The organism is Streptomyces sp. NPDC048338 (genome assembly GCF_043201055.1).
Lineage (GTDB): Bacteria > Actinomycetota > Actinomycetes > Streptomycetales > Streptomycetaceae > Streptomyces.
Genome location: NZ_JBICYQ010000006.1, coordinates 417,379 through 435,553 on the forward strand (window position 1 = coordinate 417,379; position 18,175 = coordinate 435,553).

General features: G+C 73.0%; 17 protein-coding genes. 12 read left to right on the forward strand and 5 right to left on the reverse strand.

All coding sequences use genetic code 11. The annotated features are described in order from the left end of the window. Window positions 1-2: 2 nt before the first annotated feature. From ACGFZF_RS17250 to ACGFZF_RS17270, 5 genes are all read right to left on the reverse strand, one after another. The gene (locus ACGFZF_RS17250; protein ID WP_393554853.1) at window positions 3-431 is read right to left on the reverse strand and encodes a hypothetical protein; all 429 of its coding nucleotides are present in this window, start codon (window positions 429-431) and stop codon (window positions 3-5) included. Between the two features lie 34 nt (window positions 432-465). Continuing rightward, window positions 466-1,170, reverse strand: a complete 705-nt coding sequence (fabG, locus tag ACGFZF_RS17255) for a 3-oxoacyl-ACP reductase FabG (RefSeq protein ID WP_356600229.1) — start codon at window positions 1,168-1,170, stop codon at window positions 466-468. Continuing rightward, window positions 1,167-1,850, reverse strand: a complete 684-nt coding sequence (locus ACGFZF_RS17260; RefSeq protein ID WP_393554856.1) for an HAD-IA family hydrolase — start codon at window positions 1,848-1,850, stop codon at window positions 1,167-1,169. The genes fabG and ACGFZF_RS17260 overlap by 4 nt, the downstream gene beginning before the upstream one ends. Further along, complete coding sequence (locus ACGFZF_RS17265; protein WP_393554858.1) at window positions 1,847-2,863, reverse strand: ScbA/BarX family gamma-butyrolactone biosynthesis protein; 1,017 nt, start codon at window positions 2,861-2,863, stop codon at window positions 1,847-1,849. Before ACGFZF_RS17265 ends, ACGFZF_RS17260 begins: the two co-directional genes overlap by 4 nt. 92 nt (window positions 2,864-2,955) lie before the next feature. Further along, entirely contained in the window at window positions 2,956-3,942 is a 987-nt protein-coding gene (locus ACGFZF_RS17270; RefSeq protein WP_393554860.1) for a hypothetical protein, read from the reverse strand. 293 nt (window positions 3,943-4,235) lie between these two features. Here ACGFZF_RS17270 and ACGFZF_RS17275 point away from each other — a divergent pair, with 293 nt between their 5' ends. The 12 genes from ACGFZF_RS17275 (at window position 4,236) to ACGFZF_RS17330 (ending at window position 18,120) form a co-directional block, all read left to right on the forward strand. Further along, window positions 4,236-4,520 carry an acyl carrier protein gene (locus tag ACGFZF_RS17275; RefSeq protein WP_147976850.1) on the forward strand — a complete coding sequence of 95 codons (285 nt, stop codon included), beginning with the start codon at window positions 4,236-4,238 and terminating at the stop codon, window positions 4,518-4,520. Next, entirely contained in the window at window positions 4,513-5,736 is a 1,224-nt protein-coding gene (locus tag ACGFZF_RS17280) for a beta-ketoacyl-[acyl-carrier-protein] synthase family protein (protein ID WP_393554862.1), read from the forward strand. The genes ACGFZF_RS17275 and ACGFZF_RS17280 overlap by 8 nt, the downstream gene beginning before the upstream one ends. Then, window positions 5,733-6,911: a beta-ketoacyl synthase N-terminal-like domain-containing protein gene (locus ACGFZF_RS17285; RefSeq protein ID WP_393554864.1), complete on the forward strand. Its 1,179-nt coding sequence runs from the start codon at window positions 5,733-5,735 to the stop codon at window positions 6,909-6,911. The genes ACGFZF_RS17280 and ACGFZF_RS17285 overlap by 4 nt, the downstream gene beginning before the upstream one ends. Further along, on the forward strand, window positions 6,908-8,548 hold the full coding sequence (locus ACGFZF_RS17290; protein WP_393554866.1) for an FAD-dependent monooxygenase: 1,641 nt from the start codon (window positions 6,908-6,910) through the stop codon (window positions 8,546-8,548). The genes ACGFZF_RS17285 and ACGFZF_RS17290 overlap by 4 nt, the downstream gene beginning before the upstream one ends. 14 nt (window positions 8,549-8,562) lie before the next feature. Next, a complete protein-coding gene (locus ACGFZF_RS17295) occupies window positions 8,563-10,146 on the forward strand; it encodes an MFS transporter (RefSeq protein WP_393554868.1) in 1,584 nt (527 codons plus the stop codon). 78 nt (window positions 10,147-10,224) lie between these two features. After that, complete coding sequence (locus tag ACGFZF_RS17300) at window positions 10,225-10,944, forward strand: 4'-phosphopantetheinyl transferase family protein (protein ID WP_393554870.1); 720 nt, start codon at window positions 10,225-10,227, stop codon at window positions 10,942-10,944. A gap of 51 nt (window positions 10,945-10,995) precedes the next feature. Next, a complete protein-coding gene (locus tag ACGFZF_RS17305) occupies window positions 10,996-12,141 on the forward strand; it encodes a sensor histidine kinase (RefSeq protein WP_393554872.1) in 1,146 nt (381 codons plus the stop codon). Then, on the forward strand, window positions 12,138-12,821 hold the full coding sequence (locus ACGFZF_RS17310; protein ID WP_393554874.1) for a response regulator: 684 nt from the start codon (window positions 12,138-12,140) through the stop codon (window positions 12,819-12,821). Before ACGFZF_RS17305 ends, ACGFZF_RS17310 begins: the two co-directional genes overlap by 4 nt. A gap of 604 nt (window positions 12,822-13,425) precedes the next feature. Then, window positions 13,426-13,806: a hypothetical protein gene (locus tag ACGFZF_RS17315; protein WP_393554876.1), complete on the forward strand. Its 381-nt coding sequence runs from the start codon at window positions 13,426-13,428 to the stop codon at window positions 13,804-13,806. 100 nt (window positions 13,807-13,906) lie between these two features. Then, complete coding sequence (locus tag ACGFZF_RS17320) at window positions 13,907-14,923, forward strand: ATP-binding cassette domain-containing protein (protein ID WP_393554878.1); 1,017 nt, start codon at window positions 13,907-13,909, stop codon at window positions 14,921-14,923. After that, window positions 14,920-15,711: an ABC transporter permease gene (locus ACGFZF_RS17325; RefSeq protein WP_393554880.1), complete on the forward strand. Its 792-nt coding sequence runs from the start codon at window positions 14,920-14,922 to the stop codon at window positions 15,709-15,711. The genes ACGFZF_RS17320 and ACGFZF_RS17325 overlap by 4 nt, the downstream gene beginning before the upstream one ends. 168 nt (window positions 15,712-15,879) lie before the next feature. Next, complete coding sequence (locus tag ACGFZF_RS17330) at window positions 15,880-18,120, forward strand: MMPL family transporter (protein WP_393554882.1); 2,241 nt, start codon at window positions 15,880-15,882, stop codon at window positions 18,118-18,120. Window positions 18,121-18,175 lie beyond the last annotated feature (55 nt).

Below are 18,175 nucleotides of genomic sequence, written 5' to 3' on the forward strand. Positions count from 1 at the left end.
GCTCAGCACCCGGGCTGGGCGGGGCCGTTCCGGGCGGTGAGTTCCCGCAGGCGGACGCAGGTGTCCCACACGTCGGTGTGGAGGGTGTGCATCGGGCACAGGACGAGCTCGGTCCGGCCGAGGTCCGGATGGCTGAAGGTCAGCCGGCCGGCCTCCTCCCTGAGCCGGACGCCGTGGGGCCGCAGCCACGACTCGTGGAGGGTCCGCGCGACGTGCCGGAGCCGTCCGCCCTTGCCCCGGGCGGCCACCGCCAGCTGGCCGGCCAGCCGTTCGGCGGCGCGACAGCCCGCGCCGCCGCAGTCCGCGGGTCCCGGCTCCTCGGCCAGGGGCATCCACCGGTCGAGGATCTCGAGGTCCTCCCGGGAAGGCCCGGAGCGGGGTGTGCAGTCGACGGTGACGGCGGGGCGTCCCTCCCCACCAGTACGGTGCACGCCGATCTCTCCCATCCTCGATCAGGGGTCGGGGTCAGTGCCCCATGCCGATGCCACCGCTGACCGGGACGACGGCGCCGGTCACGAAGGCCGCCTCCTCACTGGCCAGGAATCGCACCACCGCGGCGACCTCCTGGGCCGTTCCGGTGCGCCTGAGCGGGGTGTTGGCGATGAGTTCGGCCCGCCGCCGGTCCGTGACGTGCTGGATCATGTCGGTCTCGATGAGCCCCGGGGTCACCACGTTCGCGGTGATGTTGCGGCTGCCGAGCTCCCAGGCCAGCGAGCGGGCGAGGCCCACGAGGCCGCTCTTGGAGGCCGCGTAGTTGGTCTGGCCGGGCGAGCCGAGGGTGCCCATCACCGAGGACATGAAGACCAGCCGGCCCCACCGCTTGCGCAGCATCCCGCCGGTGGCGTGCTTGGCCAGCCGGAAGGCCCCGAGGACGTTGGTGTCGATCACGTCGCGGAAGTCGGCCTCGCTCATCATCGGCAGGAGGCCGTCCCGGGTGATGCCCGCGTTGGCGACGAGGACCTGGACGGGGCCGTACTGCGCCTCGACCTCGGCCACGGCCCGCTTGACGGACTCCTCGTCGGTGACGTCGCAGGCGACGCCGAACAGGCCCTCGGGCGGCTCGCCGGTGCGGTAGGTCACCGCCACTTTGTCACCGGCCTCGGTGAAGGCGCGCGCCACGGCGAGGCCGATGCCCCGGTTGCCTCCGCTGATCAGAACGGTGCGGCTCATGTCGGAATCCTTTCGGTGTGCGTGGCGACCACCGGGCCGGCCTGCGGGAGCCCGCAGGCCTCCCGGACCGCGCGCACGGCGTCGTCGGTGTCGGTGAAGTGCAGTCCGTGCCAGCCGGCGCGGACCGCTCCCTCGCAGTTCTCGGCGAGGTCGTCGGCGAGCAGGCTCCGCTCCGCGGGGATCCCCGAGCGGCCGACGGCCAGGTCGAAGACTTCCCGGTCCGGCTTGCGGCAGCCGGTCTCGAATGACATCACGAGGGCGTCGAAGTCCTCCGGCGGCACCATCAGGCGCCAGTACCGGTCCCAACCGGGCGGCATGTTCGACAGCAGTCCCACGAAGATCCCGGCGGCCCGCAGCCGCCGCAGCTCGTCGATCCAGGGCTGGTTGACGCGGCGGTCGGCGAACCAGCGTTCCGCGAAGCCCGACATGTCGGCCCTGACACCGAACTCGTCCAGCAGCGCCGCCTCGACCTGCCGTCCCCACTCCTCCTCGGTGGCCAGCGGGGTGTCGAGCACCTCCATCGAGCCGGCGCCGTACGCCCTGCCGACCGTGCGCATCGCCGCGTGGAGCAGCCGCGGTTCGAGGCCGAGCGGCCCGCAGAAGGACTCCACCGCCCAGGGCAGCGGCGGGGTGAGGACGCCGCGGAAATCGGTCCACACCGCCTGGACGCGGCCGGTCACGCGGCGCTCTCCGCCGGGCCGGCGACCGGTCGGGCGGGCTCCTCGTGGAGCCGGATCGACGCGGTGGCGACGGTGCGGCCCGACTGCTCGAAGACGACGTCCAGGGTGTCCTTCCCGCCCTGCGGCATCTCGGCGCTGACCACGACGGGAGCGTCGAGTTCGGCGAACCGGAGGAAGGCCGCGTCGACGCCCGTCACATGGGTCCGGTTCAGCGGCCTGCCGCCCCAGTAGGCGGCCAGCAGACCGAGCTGACGGGCCCCTTCGAGCAGGGTCATGGCCGGGAAGTGGTCGTACTCGTGGTCGAAGAGGCTGCGGTTGTCGAAGTCGGGGACGAGCTGCGCCGTCAGGCGCCCCTCCTCGAAGGCGGGCGAGGCGAGGACGACGTTGCCGCGCGAGGAGCGGCCCACCTGCTCGGGGGCGAGGACCGTCGAGCGGTCGGGACGCGGCACCTCACGGGTGGAGGGTGCCACGCCGCCGCGCTGGTACGTCCGCAGCGCCGCGTACTCGGTCTTGGTCAGGGCACTGACCTGCATGGACGCCAGACCCACGGGCCTTCCGTTGAAGGTCAGTTCCTGGGCGACGCCGACCTTGCGGGCGCGGTCGGCCTTCATCCGCACGGTGGGGTACTCGGTGAGGAGCTGGAGCTCGCCCGGGTCGCTGCCGGTGCGCAGCGCCTCGGGGTGGTCGAGCTGTACGGACACCTCGTTGACGAGGAAGGAGGTGTCCATCGGGATGTCGAGGAAGGTGTGGGCCGCGCACACCGCCGCCTGCCGGCACGCCTCCAGGACCAGGAGCACGTCGGTGAGGGCGGGCTGCTGGAGGTGGTCGTTGTAGTAGCCGTGCGACAGCGGGGTCTGGGCGCCGGCGAGGTACACGGAGTCGCCGATCTGCCGGGCGTCGGTGACGAACACCTCGGCCACGGCGGCGCGGTGCACCAGATGCCGGTCGACGGTGTGCGCGAAACGTATGTGGAAGGCGGGTTCGGCGGTCGTGGCCGCGAGGGTCTCGGACATGTAGGGGTTCTCTCCGTGCTTCGTGGGGTCGGGCGCCCGGCCGGGTGACGGCCTTCGGCGGCGTGGGCGCGGGGCCGGCCGAGGTGCGGTCCTCAGCGGCGGAGGCGCAGGGCCGCGGCGGAGGCGACGGCGCCGGCCAGGACCACCAGGCCCGTGGCGGCGAGGGTGGCGGTGTCCGGGTGGATCAGGGCCTGGCCGCGGAGCGCCTGCCAGGTGACGATCGCGAGCAGTCCGGTCCAGAAGGCGCCCAGGACGATGACGAGCCGGGCGCGGGCGGACTCGTCGGCGAGGGGTGAGCCGGGGCGCCGGCGGGCGAGCGCGGCGAGGCCGAGGGCCGCCAGCGGCAGCACCTGCAGTGCGTGGATGCCGACGAAGTGCGGGATGCGCAGGTCGCCGCCCTGCGTGCTCCAGTTGGTCAGCGGCATGCCGGCGCCGCCGTCGGCCACACCGACGTTGTGCGCGCCGACGAGGGTCGGCAGTCCGGCGTCGAGGGCCTGCTGCTGTTCGGCGGTCGGCGTGTTCATCAGCATGCCGAGCGCCATGCCGACGACGGCGAGCGCGAGGCCCAGGCGTACCGCCCAGCGCAGGGCGGGGGCGAGCGAGCGGTCGCGCAGTACCAGGATCGCGGCGACGAAGTTGGAGGTCCACAGCACGATCACGGCGACGGTCATGCTGTGCATGAACGCGGTGTTCACCGGCGTGGTCATGTTGAAGTGGCTGTAGGTGCCGCGTCCCGCCTGCACGGAGATGATGAACGCCTCCGCGAAGGAACTCACGGCGATCAGGGTGCCGGCCCACCAGGCGGCGCGCGGGAAGCGCTCGATGCGCGGGAGCAGCCAGGCGAGGGTCGCTCCGTAGACGGCGAGCGAGAAGGCGAAGTGCAGCGGCTTCAGCCAGATCGGCGCGCCGTTGAGGACCCGGTCGTCGGCGGCCACGCCGATCAGGGTGGCCAGGGTGAGGGCTCCCATCGACAGGGAGAAGAAGGCCAGGGGCCGGTGCACGGTCGGACGTGCCGTGGCGGGTTCGGCCCGGGACGTCCGCGGGTCCGCTCCGGTACGGGGGCTGGTTGCTGAGGGCATGGGATTCCCTTTCTCGGCCACGCCTCTCGGGGCGTCTGCGGGAATCAGCATGGGCGGCTCTCTAGGCCCTCCTCAACGGCCGTACCACCAAGGGGCACGGCACTGCCTCCAAAGTGACATCGAGAGGTAGTCACCCCCTCCCACCAGGCATTCCCCCATCGACACAGCGGTCCTGCCACTTGCGGCGCACCGACCGGCGCCTTGGGAGCAAAAGCCTTCTGACGGCGGCCGTGACCTGCCAGATTCCTCATCACCGGCCGGCGGTGGTCGTCGGCCCAGGAGGGGAATCCACCATGTCGAACAACGCTGTCGCTCTCACGTCCGACGAGATCCTGGCGCGCATCCAGGTCATCGTCGCCGAGGAACTGGAGCTCGAGGAGGAGCCCACGGCACTCGATCCGGCGGCCCAGTTCGTCGAGGACTTCGACGCGGACTCGCTCGCGCTGATCCAGATACTCGCCCGCATAGACAAGGAGCTCGGCATCTCCGTCCCGGTCGAGGAGGCCGAGAAGCTCACCGACCTGGGCACCCTGGCCGGCCACGTCGTCGCCCTGGCCGCGGGGACCGAGCGTGCCTGAACCCACCGCACGCCGCGTCGTGGTGACCGGGCTCGGCGCGGTGAGCAGTCTCGGCATGAGTGCCGAGGCCCTCACCGCGTCGGTCCGGGAAGGCCGCAGCGGCATCTCCCCGATCCGTTCGTTCGACACGGCCGGCTTTCCCAGCGTGATGGCCGGCGAGGTGCACGACTTCGATCCGCGTGCCGCGCTGCGGACGCTCGACCCGGCGCGCTGGGGCCGTTCCGCCCAGCTCGCGGCGGCCGCCGCGGCCCAGGCCGTCGAGGACGCCGGCCTGGACCGGGAGCAGCTGGCCCGGGCCCGCGCCGGCTCCGCCATGGGCACCACCAGCGGTGAGGCCCCGGTCGTGGACCGGCTCACGCAGGAGTGGGTGGGCGGTGGTCTCAAGAGCCTGTCGCCCGACCTGGTCCGCCAGGTGCCGGCCGGCCGGATCGCCGCCGCCGTCAACACCGAGCTGGGTCTCACCGGCGAGGCCCAGACGCTTCCCACGGCCTGCTCGGCCAGCAACTACGCCATCGGCTACGCGGCCGACCTGGTGCGCACCGGCGAGGCCGACTACATGCTGGCCGGCGGCGCCGATTCGGTGAACCGCTACACCCACGCGGGCTTCCTGCGTCTGGGGGCGCTCGCCGAGGAGGTGTGCCGACCGTTCGACAAGGACCGCACCGGCATCCTGACCGCCGAGGGCGGTGTCGCGCTGCTGCTCGAACCGCTGGAGAGGGCCGTGGCCCGCGGCGCCACGATCTACGCCGAGGTGCTCGGGTACGGGCTCAGCTGCGACGCGAAGCACATGGTGCACCCGGACTCCGGAAGCATCGCGGAGTGCGTCCGCAGGGCGCACCGCAACGCGGGCGTCACCCCGGACCAGGTGGACTACATCAGCGCCCACGGCACCGGCACGCCGACCAACGACATCACCGAGGTCACCGCGATCCGCGAGGTCTTCGGCGACCGGCTCCCGCCGGTCAGCTCCGTGAAGTCGATGCTCGGTCACACCATGGGCGCGGCCAGCGGCTTCGGGGCGCTGATCTGCTGCAAGGCGATCCAGCAGGGGTTCCTGCCTCCCACGGCGAACCTGCGCGAGACGGACGCGGCGCTCGGCCCGGGGCTCGACCCCGTCCCGAACAGGGCCCGTCCCGCCGAGGTCCGCATCGCGCAGAACCACGGCTTCGCGTTCGGCGGCAACAACGCCATCACCATCCTCGGGAAGGTGTCATGACGACCACTCTCGCGTCCACGACGGACGTCGCGGCGGCCGCGCCGCTCCCCCGTGTCCGGCCGCTGGCCGTCACCGCCCACGGTGTCGTCTCACCGGCCGGTGTCGGGCTCGACGCGCTCGCCGAGGCGCTGCGCGGCGAACGGCAGCCGTGCGCCGACGGAGCCGAGCTCCCGCTCGGCGAGGCGGCCGCCGACGGTCTGCCCGACGACGTGCGGGTGGTCCCCGAGTTCCGCATCGCGGACCACGTGGGCCGCAAGGGCACTCGCCACCTGGACCGTACGACCGCGCTGGGACTGGCCGCCGCCGCGGTGCTGCGCTCGGGCGCGGCCGTCGAGGAGGGCGATCCCGCGTGGGCGGCGACCGGGGTGGTGCTGGGCACCACCTCGGGCAGCGTCCGCAGCAGCAGCGAGTTCGCCCGGGACACCCATGTCCAGGATCGCCCGTACCTGGTGAACGCCGCCGCGTTCCCCAACACGGTGATGAACTCGGTCACCGGCCAGGTCGCCATCTGGCACGGTCTGCGGGGCATCAACGCGACGCTGTCCGGCGGGACCACGGCCGCACTGGCCGCGTTCCGGTACGCGCGCAACGCCTTCTCGCAGGGTCACGCCGCCCGGCTGCTGGTCGGCGGGGTCGAGGAGCTGTGCCCGCAGACCGCGTGGGGCTGGGCGGCGACGGGTGCCCTCACCCAGGACACCCCGGTCGGCGAGGGCTGCGCCCTGTTCGACCTCCAGGACGCCGAGGCCGCGCACGCGGCGGGCACGCCGGTACTGGCCGAGATCCTCGCCTGCGAGACGGCGTTCGTCCCGGAGGGTGTCCGTCCGGGGCTCGGCGGCGCGCTCGCCCGGTGCGTCACCCGGGCGCTGGAGCGCAGCGGCGTCGAGGCGTCCGAGGTCACGCTGGTGGCTCCCGGCGGTACCGGCCTCGTCTCCCTGGAGGGCGTGGAGCGGCGTGCCGTGGCACGTGCCCTGGGCGGTCGTGAGGTCGCCGAGGTCCGGGTCAAGGACGTCGTGGGCGAGGCGTACAGCGCGGACGGCGCCCTGCAGCTGGCGGCGGTGCTGGCGCGCTGGCAGGACGAGCCGGCCGCCGGCGGCCGGCGGGTCGCGCTGGTCACCGGTCTCGGGCACGACGGCCAGGTCGCCTGCCTCGTGGTGCGCGACGGAGCCGGGCGATGAGCGCCGGAACGGCCGCCGGCGGCGTCATCGTCGTCGGCGCCGGGCCGGTCGGGCTCGCCGCCGCGACGGGGCTGCTCCAGCAGGGCGTGGCGGTCCGCCTGATCGACCGGGCGGAGCGGCCCAACCCGCACGCCAAGGCGATCACGCTGTGGCCGCGGGCGCTGGAGGCGCTGCACCGGCTCGGCGCGGCGGACGAGATCCTGGACCGGGGTCTCCCGCTGCACGCGCAGAACTACCACTCGGCCGGAAGGAAGGTCGCCCGGCTCACCTTCGACCGGGTCGGCGACACCCGCTTCCCGTTCGCGGTCTCGCTGCCCCAGCAGGAGACCGAGGAGGCGCTGCGTCACCGGTTCGAGGCGCTCGGCGGCAAGACCGAGTTCGGCGTCCGGCTCACCTCGCTGAGCCAGGACGCGGACGGGGTGACCGCCGTGCTCTCGGGCGGCAAGGCCGGCGAGACCGGCGAGGAGGTGCGCGCCGCCTGGCTGATCGGTGCCGACGGCGCCCACAGCACCGTCCGCGACGCGATCGGCACGGGCTACGAGGGCGAGACGTACCCGCAGCAGTTCCTGCTGTCGGACGGGCCCTGCGACACCCCGCTCGCGCAGGACGAGGCCCACTACTTCATGACCGCCAAGGGTGTCCTGGTCGTGGTGGGTCTGCCGGGCGGGAACTTCCGGGTGTTCACCAGTCTGCCGCCGGACGCCGAGATCGCCGAGGACGTCCGGTCCGAGGTGCAGCGCGCGGCGTCGGAGCGCTGCCCGGTGCCGATCGAGCTGACCGGCGAGCACCGGACCGGTGTCTTCCGGGTGCACCGGAAGGTCGCCGACCGGTTCCGGGACCGCCGGGTGCTGCTGGCCGGGGACGCGGCGCACATCCACAGTCCGGCGGGCGGTCAGGGCCTGAACACCGGGATCGAGGACGGCACGACGCTGGCGTGGCGGCTCGCCGCGGTGGTGCGCGGCGACGCCCCCGAGTCCTTCCTCGACCGCTGGGAGGACGAGCGGCGGCAGGTCGCCCGCGGCGTACTCGGCGACACCGACCTGCAGACGCGGCTGTGGATGATGAAGGGCTGGAGGCGCACCGTGCGCGACGCGGCCCTCCGGGCCGGCGAACGCACCGGGGTACTCGACCGGTTCGTGACCCCGCGCCAGACCCAGCTCTCGCTGGTCCACGCCGGCCCCCGCCGGTCCTTCGGGCGGCTGCGCGAGGGGGCCCGGCTGCCGGACGTCCCCCTCTCCGCCACCCGGCCCGCGGACCGGCTGCCCGGCGACCGGCTGCACGACCTGCTGGCGGACGGCAAGCCGCTGCTGCTGGTGTTCGCCGCGGACGGCCGTGCCGCGGGCCGCACCGCCGAGGCCGTCGCCGCGGCCTCGGCACTGGCCGGCCCCGGTCACCGGACCGTGGTCGTCTCCAGCGTCCCCCGGCCCCGTTCGGAGGACCGGCCGGCCGGCGGTCCGCAGGTACTGGCCGACCCGGGCGCCGCCCTCCATGCCGCGCTGGGCGTCCGCGGGCCGCTCGCCTGCCTGGTCCGGCCCGACGCGGTGGTCTCGACGGTCAGCCGGCTGGGCGACCTGCGCCTGGTCCGCGACCTCGTGACCCGTCCCCACCCGCACCCCGTACAGGATCCGCTCGACTGAAGGAGCACGACCTCATGTCCACCCCCGACGCCCGGCCCGCTGCCGGGAACCGTACGGGACTCACCCTGCTCGTGGTGTGTCTCGGCGTACTGATCGTGCCGCTCGGAGTGAGCGGCACCCCCGTCGCCCTCCCCGACATCGGGCGCGAACTCGGCGGCAGCCTGGCCTCCCTGCAGTGGGTGGTCAACGCCTACAACGTCATGGCGGCCAGTCTGATGATGGTCGCGGGTTCGCTCGCCGACCTGCTGGGCCGCAAGCGGATGTTCGCGTTCGGCACCGGGCTGTACGCGGTGTCGCTCGTCGCGACCGTGCTCGCGCCCAGCGTCCTGGTCGTCGACATCGCCCGCGGTGTGGCCGGTGTCGGCGCCGCCGCGCTGATGACGTCGGCCACCGCGATCGTGGCCACCACCTTCGACGGCGCCGCCCGTGCCAAGGCGTTCGCCGTGGCCGGCATGACACTCGGCGCCGGTCTCGCCCTCGGCCCGACGACCAGCGGCCTGCTGGTCGGCGCGCTCGGCTGGGAGTCGGTGTTCTACGCGCACCTCGCGCTCGTGGTCCTGTCGATGCTGGGCCTCCCCTTCCTGCCGGAGTCCCGCAACCCCGACGCCGGACGGATCGACTGGCCCGGCACGATCACCTTCAGCCTGGCGCTGGTCCTGTTCACCCTGGGCATCATCCAGGGCCCGCAGAACGGCTGGCTGAGCGGCACCGTGCTCGGTCTGTTCGCCGGTTCGCTCGTGCTGGTCGCGATCTTCGCCGTGGTCGAACGGCGCCACCCGGCCCCGATGTTCGACCTCTCCCTCTTCAAGGAGCGCCGCTTCCTCGCGGTGAACCTGCTCAACGTCGCGTTCTCGTTCGGCTTCATCGGCCTGCTGCTCGTGCTGCCCTCCTATCTGATCGGCGCGAACGGGGCGAGCAGCGAGGGCGCCGGTCTGATCATGCTGCTGCTGACCGGGCCCGTGCTGTTCTGCCCGCTCATCGGCGGCAAGATGGTCGCGGCCGGTGTGCAGGTGCGGGCCGTGCTGGGGCTCGGCCTGCTCCTGATCGCCGCGGGCTGCGCGTGGCTGACGGTCGCTCACCCGGGCATCAGTGTGGCCGGTCTCGCCGGTCCGCTGCTCGTCGCGGGCGTCGGCGTGGGCCTGATCATGGGTGTCCTGGACGGCGCGGCGGTCAGCACGGTGCCGCCGGAGCGCGCGGGCATGGCGGCCGGCATGTTCAACACCATCCGCCTCGCCAGCGAGGCCATCGCGGCCGTGATCATGGTCGCGGCGCTGGCCTCCATGGTCCGGTCCCGGATCTCCGACGGACTGTCCACGTACCTCGGTTCCGGCACCTCGGCCGGTCCGGCGGCCGACCGGGTGGCCAGTGGTGACGCGGCCGGTGTGGTCGCGGACGCGCCCGCACGGCTGCGGGACTCGTTCCTGGACTTCCTGTCGCAGGGGCACACGGACGCGCTGCGCGTCATCCTGTGGGCCTCCGCGGTCCTGTGCGCGCTGACCGCCGTGGTGGTCCACCTCATGCTCACCCAGCCCGAGGAGGCCGCTCCGGCCGGCTCCGCCCCCGTGGAGTCGCGCGAGCCCTCCCTCGTCGACGACTGATCCGTCGCCCCCTCCCAGCCGGGTCCCCGCCGTATACGTGCGGCGGGGACCCGGCCGGCGTCGAAAGGAAAGCCAGGCATGATCGACCCCGACACCGTCGACCTGTGGGTCGTCCCGCTCGACGACACCGCCCCCGGCACCCACGAGGAGCGTGCGGGAGAGCTCAGCCCGTACGAGCGGCAACGGCTGCAGCGGCTGGGCGAGCGCAACCCGAAGGCCCGCCACCGGTATCTGACGGCCCATCTCGCCTCGCGCGACATCGTCTCGGGCTACCTGGGCTGCCGGCCGGCCGATCTCACCCACGTCCGTCACGCCCAGCACGGCAAGCCCGGCTACAACCTGGGCTGGTGCCCCGGGCCGGCGATCAGTCTGTCCCGCTCCGACGGACTCGCCCTCCTCGCGGTGCGCGCTCCGGGGACCACGGTCGGGGTGGACGTCGAACGGATCCGGGCCGGCATCGACTGGGCCCGGGTGCTCGGCGGTCCGCAGCGCGAGACCACCTCGGGCTTCCGTGCCTGGACCCGGCTGGAGGCCTCGGTGAAGGCGTCGGGTCTGGGCCTCTCCGCCGCCGCGGGCCGGGACCTCTCCCCGTGGCCCGCCCTGTCGGTGACGCTTCCTCACCCTTTCGGGGACTACGCCGCCGCGGTGGCCACGGACCGCGCCGATCGATTCCGGGTACGGATCCGTCTGCGCCACCACGCGGTATCCACCGCCGACCTGACAAATTTCGCCGATTCCGCAGGCCACCGGACGATAATGCCTCGTTACATATTGAATTCTGACCGATCTTCAGCCTGATTGGTTCGCGTAGACTCCCTCTCGGCAACACAAGGGGGAAGGGTTCCAGCCATGGCACAGACACAGCAGGACGAGATCATCGGTTCGGCGGCACGCCAGCTCGAGATCAGACTGGCCGCCGGCAGAGAAGAAATCATCGACCGCTTCCGCGAATCCCTCATCAGCGTCTCCAGCCCTCTCGTCTCCACCGACGAGCTCTGGAGCGAGGCGCGGGAACACGCCCGGCTCGTGCTCGAGGAGTGCTGCGAGTCCCTGCGGAACGACACCGACGAGGCGACGGTTCGAGCCAACATGGCGCTGAGCCTGTCGGTGGGTCTGAGCACCCGCGGCATCCTGCAGACGGTGCACCCCGCGGACACGCTGCGCTCGTCCGGCCTGCTGTTCCAGATCACCCTGCAGTACCTGATCGGTGCCGCCGCGGACCTGCCGATGGAGCAGTCGTCCGAGTGCCTCGGCCGCGCCGTCTCGGCCCTCAACCACAGCCTCGCGACCTGTCTCCAGGTCTCGGCCGCGGGCTACGACGCGTACCTCCTCAACCGGGTGGAGGAGCGCGCCAGCGACCACCGCAAGCGGCTCGGCCGCGACCTCCACGACCACCTGGGCAACAGCCTGGCGATGGCCCACCGCTACCTCGACCTGCACGAACTCGCCGTGGAGCAGAACCAGCCGGCCGAGCAGAGCGGCCGCTTCCTGCGCCGGATCAGGCAGGCGCTGGACGAGGCCGGCGACTACACCCGGGGCCTGATCTCCGATCTGCGGGTCGACAACGGCTCCCGCCGCCTGGCCGAGGCCCTGCGGGAGTACGCCGAGCAGCACCAGTCGACCGGTGTGGAACTGCACATCGAGGTGAACGGCGACGAGAGCTGGCTGCCCGAGGCGCACGCGGAGGAGCTGTTCCTGGTCCTGCGCGAGTTCCTGCGCAACTCGCTGACGCACGCCAGACCCCGGACGGTCGCCCTCGAAGTGGACGTCGCCCCGCACCGGGTGGACTGCTTCGCCCACGACGACGGGGACGGCTTCGACCCCTCGTGTACACCCGGCGGGCGCGGCAGCGGCCTGATGTCCATGCGGGAGCGGACCCACGCGCTGGACGGCGTGTTCTTCCTCACCAGTACGCCCGGGGTGGGCACCGGTATGCGCATGTCGCTGCCGATCCCCCAGGATGCGAAGCCCGTCCGGGAGCGGGTCACTTCATGAGTCAGTACCGCGTCATCATCGCCGACGACCACACCTTGCTGAGAGACGCGCTGGCCGAACTCATCCGCGGCATGGGCGACTTCGACGTCGTCGCGGCCGTCGGGGACGCGCCCGGCATGGTGGCCGCGGTCGGCGGGCACCGCCCCGACGTCGTCCTGATGGACATCGAGATGCCGGGCAACGAGGACCCGGCACGCACGGTCCGCGCCCTCCAGGCCGCCTCGCCGAACACCAAGATCATGGTGCTCTCGATGCACGACGACCCCAGGCTCCTGCAGGTGCTGCTGCCGTTGGGCATTCGCGGCTACCTGCACAAGACGGCCACCCACCGCTCGCTGACGGCCGCGCTGCGGGACGCGTGCACGCAGGACGGCCTGACGGTGTCCCTGCCGCCGCGCACCCGCCCGACGCCGGACCCCGAGCCGGAGCCCGACCGCGAGGTCCTCAGCCCGCGCGAACTGGAGGTGATCGCGCTGGTGGCGGCGGGCCTCAGTAATCGCCGTACGGCGACCCAACTGGGCCTTACAGAAGGCACGGTGAAGCGCCATTTGCGCAATATCTTCGCGAAACTCGGGGCGACTTCCCGGGTGGACGCGACGAACAAGGCGGTGGCGGCCGGCCTGATTCCCGCACCGGCGTCGACTCCGTCCTCGTCGCGAACGCGTCCCTCTCCACTCTGAGGCGCAAGCGAATTTCAGAGAATGGACATCTGACGGATCTTCCCGCGTCTTTTCACCAAAATACGCGTCTTGCGATGTCACCGTCCTGACGTCGCGAAGATCACATATGCGCGCCGCGGCGCGAGTCGGCCCCGGTCGGCCGGCGGTACGTTCTCCCGTACCGTGCGACCGGGCGTTCCGCCGAGAACACCGCGACCGGCCGGGCATTCGCCGGGGACACCGCATCGGACCGCGACCGGCCCGCGGCCACCCGCCGCGGGCCGGCAACGCGCCGGCACCCTTCCTCGCCCGGCGCCCCCGGCCGTCACACCCGGCCCGCCCCCGGCGCCCCGTGCGGCGCGAGGCCCTGCCGACCACCACCCCCTCCGCGTCCCGCCGGGGACGCACCCCCGGCTCCGGAGCGCCACGGCCATCCACGCCGGGCGCCGCGTCGCGCCCCCGAGACGGAGACACCGGCCCTCGAAGCCGGTCGGGCCCGCGGGACGGAGCCGGAGCCCCTCCGGGAAGCGGGCCACACCCTCGCGACACCACGGCGACACCATCAGGTGCCACATGGCGCCATGACTACTTGCCATGGCGCCACAGCGGTGCCACTATGGCGCACATGGACCTGACGCCCTGCGTCGACCGCCTCCGGCATGAGCCCGCGGTCGCCGCGAACGCCGGTGGGGAGGAGGCGCGCGCCGTCGCCGAACGACTCGCCGCACCCTTGGACCCGGCCGCCCGGCCGATCCTCCCGAACGCCTTCTCCACCGCAGCGGACGCACTCACCCAGGCGCCCGCCCCGACCGTGGTGAGCGGGGGACTGCGGGGGATCGACCCCGAGTCCTGGGCGACGGCGCAGCCTGCCACCGCACCCCCCGCCAAGACCTCCGCCGGAGCGGCAGCCCCCATGGCGCCACCTGTGGCGCCGGTGGCGCCATTCCCGCCGGACGGCGAGGCGGGCGGAACGGCACGGATCGACTTCCGGCTCCCGGCGTCCTGAGGCTCCCCCGCCAGGGCCTGTCACGCACCACCGCCCCACCCTCACCAGCGACCGCCCCACCTGCGGAAACGCATTCCAGCGCCACGAAGACGGGACACCCATGCCTGCGTACGAATCCCCCGAACCCCTGACGGAGCGGCCCGCCGCGCCGGCCGTCGCCGCGGCCCCGCCCGCCGTCTCCGCCCGCGGCCTGCGCAAGTCGTACGGCGACAAGGTCGTCCTGGACGGCATCGACCTGGACATCCCCGAGGGCACCGTCTTCGCCCTGCTGGGTCCCAACGGGGCCGGCAAGACCACCACCGTCGAGATCCTGACGACGCTCGTCGCACCCGACGCCGGGGAGGCGCGGGTCGGCGGTCACGACCTCGCCCGGCGGCCCGAGGGCGTGCGCGGCACGATCGGTGTCACCGGCCAGTTCGCCGCCGTCGACCAGCTCCTCACCGCCGAGGAGAACCTGCTCCTCATGGCCGACCTCCACCATCTGCCGCGGCCCGAGGGCCGGCGCCGCGCGGCCGGTCTCCTGCGGCGGTTCGAACTCTCCGAGGCGGCCCGCATGCCGGCCTCCGCCCTCTCCGGCGGCATGCGCCGCAAGCTCGACCTGGCGATGACCCTGGTCGGCGACCCGCGGATCCTCTTCCTCGACGAGCCGACCACGGGCCTCGACCCCCGCAGCCGCCGCACCATGTGGGAGATCATCCGCGGACTCGTCGCCGACGACGGCATCACCGTCCTCCTCACGACGCAGTACCTGGAGGAAGCCGACCGGCTCGCCGACCGCATCGCCGTCCTCGACCAGGGCCGGCTGGTCGCCGAGGGAACCGCGGACGAGCTCAAGCGGCTCATCCCCGGCGGCCACATCCGCCTGCGCTTCCCGGACCTCGCCGCACTCGACAGCGCCGCCCGCCACTTCGCCGGCGCCGCCCGCGACCCCGAGGAGCTCACGCTCCGCGTCCCCGGCGACGGCGGCATCCCCGCCCTGCGGGCCGTACTCGCCGTCCTGGACGGCGCGGGGCTGCGGGCCGAGTCGCTGACGGTGCACACACCCGACCTCGACGACGTCTTCCTGACCCTCACCGGCCACGGCACGCCCGGCACCACCACGGAGATGACCCGATGAGCACGCTCACGTACGCCGTCGCCGACTCCCTGACGATGCTGCGGCGCAACCTCAAGCACGCGCTCCGCTATCCCGCGATGACCTTCTCCGTCGTCCTCATGCCGGTGATGATGCTGCTGCTCTTCACCTACGCCTTCGGCGGTGCCATCGGCGCCGGGATCTCCGGTGCTCCCGCCGGTGGCGGCGCGTACATCGACTACGTCGCGCCCGGCATCATCCTGATGGCCGCGACCGGCGGGGCCGTGATGACGGCCGTCGGCGTCTGCGTCGACAAGACCGAGGGGATCGTCAACCGTTTCCGCACGATGTCGATCTCGCGCGCCGCGTTCCTGACCGGACACGTCGTCGGCAGCCTCGTCCAGACGATGCTGGGTGTCGTCCTGGTGACCGCCGTCGCCCTCGCCATCGGCTTCCGCCCCGACGCCTCCCTCGTCGAGTGGCTCGCGGCGGCCGGCCTGCTGGCCCTGCTCACGCTCGCGCTGACCTGGTTGTCGGCCGGCGTCGGCCTGGTGGCCAGGACTCCGGAGTCGGCGAGCAACCTGCCGCTTCCGGTGACCTTCCTCCCCTTCCTCGGCAGCGCCATCGTGCCGACCGACTCGATGCCGACAGGGATGCGCCTCTTCGCCGACCACCAGCCGTTCACGCCCGTCATCGAGACCCTGCGCGGCCTGCTGACCGGTACCGGGATCGGCACCAGCGGATACGTGTCGCTCGCCTGGTGCACCGGCCTCGGCCTCGTCGGCTACCTGTGGGCGCGTTCCGCCTTCGGCCGCCCCGTGAAGCCGTGAAGCCATCCAGCCGTGCGGCAGTGGAGCCGTGAGGCACCGTCAGCCCCGCCTGCGGACCCGCACCTTCGCCGACGGAACCCCGCGAAGACCTGCGCGACCGCATCCCGCGGACGCCACCGCCGCGCCCCGTGACCACCGCCCGACCTCACCCGACAGGACTCGCTCACCGTGGCTACCTTCCTCTCCGCACTAGGCCGCTTCGCCTTCCGAAGGCGAGGTCTGGTCGTCCTGCTGTGGCTCCTCGCCCTGGTCGGTGTCGGCTTCGCGGCCTCCACCGCCCCGCCGCCTCCCGCCGACACGTTCTCCATGCCGGGTACGGAGTCGCAGAAGGCGTTCGACCTCCTCCAGGAGAAGTTCCCCGCGGCCCGCGCGGACGGCGCCGCCGCCCGCGTCGTCATCCGCGCCCCCGGTTCCGAGAAGATCACCTCGCCCCGCCGCACCGCCCAGGTCGAAGCGCTCGTCGCCGGCCTGTCAAAGGCACCTCAAGTGGTCGCCGTCGCCGACCCGTTCAAGACGAACGCCGTCAGCGGCGACCGTACGACCGCCTACGCCTACGTCACGTACGGGGCGCGGGCCACCGAACTCACCGACGCGGCGCACGACGGTCTGACCTCGACGATGGAGCGGGCCCGGGCCACGGGTCTGGTCGTCGAGGCGGGCGGCGACGCCGTCGAGATCGAGCAGGCGATGAACGGCACCGGCGAGAAGCTCGGCATCCTCGTCTCCGCCGTCGTCCTGCTGCTCACCTTCGGCTCCCTGGTCGCCGCCGGGATGCCCCTGCTGACGGCCGTGCTCGGTGTCGGCATCGGCATCGGCGCCATCACCGCGCTCGGCAGCACCCTCGGGCTGTCGTCCACGACCTCGACCCTCGCCATGATGATCGGCCTCGCCGTCGGCATCGACTACGCCCTCTTCATCGTCTCCCGCTACCGCTCCGAGATCGCCGAGGGGAGGCAACGGGTGGACGCCGCCTCCCGCGCGGTCGGCACCGCGGGTTCGGCCGTCGTCTTCGCCGGGCTCACCGTGATCATCGCCCTGGCCGGGCTCGCCGTGGTGAACGTCCCGATGCTCACCACGATGGGCCTCACCGCGGCCGGCACCGTCGCCGTGGCCGTACTCGTCGCGATCACCTTCGTACCCGCACTCCTCGGGTTCGCCCCCGTCAAGGTCCTCGCCCGCAGGGACCGCAGGCAGCACACCGGCAAGCCGCTGTCGAAGCGTCAGGAGCGCCGGGCGGCCAAGCGCGCGGCCCGCGCGAAACCGAACCTGGGCGCACGCTGGGCCGGATTCGTGCTGCGCCGTCCCGTCGCGGTCCTGCTGACCGGCGTCCTCGGCCTCGGCGCCCTCGCCGTCCCCGCCGCGAGCCTCGAACTGGGCCTGCCCGGCGAGGGCACGATGGCCCCGGACACCACCCAGCGCAAGGCGTACGACCTCCTGTCGGACTCCTTCGGGCCCGGCTTCAACGGGCCGCTGACCATCACCGTCGAGGCGGAGGACGCGAAGACGGCGGCGGAGCGGGTGCGTGCCGCACTGCAGACGGTTCCCGGAGTCGCGACCGTCTCCCCCGTCACGGTCAACCCGGCCGCGGACACCGCCCTCGTCACCCTCGTCCCCGACTTCGGCCCGACGGACGCCAGGACCGAGGACCTGGTGCGCTCCCTGCGGGACAGGGCGGACGGACTCGAGACGCGGACCGGCGCGTCCGCGATCATGGTCGCGGGGCAGACGGCGATGTTCATCGACTTCTCCCGGACCCTGGACGACGCGCTGCTCCCGTACCTGGGGCTGGTCGTCGGGCTCGCGTTCCTGCTGCTGATGCTGGTCTTCCGCTCCGTGCTCGTCCCGCTCAAGGCGGCCCTGGGCTTCCTGCTGTCGGTGAGTGCGGCCCTCGGCGCCGTCGTCGCCGTCTTCCAGTGGGGCTGGCTCGCCGATCTCGTCGGCGTGGACCACCCCGGCCCGGTCATGAGCACCCTGCCGATCTTCATGATCGGCGTGGTCTTCGGTCTCGCGATGGACTACGAGGTCTTCCTGGTCTCCCGGATGCGCGAGGCGTACGCCCACGGCGCGCGCCCCGGCGAGGCGGTCGTGACCGGCTTCCGGTACGGCGGCCGGGTCGTCAGCGCCGCCGCGATCATCATGGCCGCCGTCTTCTCCGGCTTCGTCATGGAGGACAACGACTTCGTGAAGATGATCGGATTCGGCCTCGCCGCCGCCGTCCTCTGCGACGCCTTCGTCGTCCGGATGGCCGTCGTGCCCGCGCTCTTCGCCCTGCTCGGCAAGTCCGCCTGGTGGCTGCCCGGTTGGCTCGACCGGGTCCTGCCGAACATCGACGTCGAGGGCGAGCGGCTCCCGGAGCCCCGCGACTCGTCGGCGGGACGCCCGTCGCGGGAGCAGCACCTCGTGGGCTGACCCGCCCGCGCGCCCTCCCGGCACAGCGGCCCGGCGGCCTCCCCGCCGGGCCTCG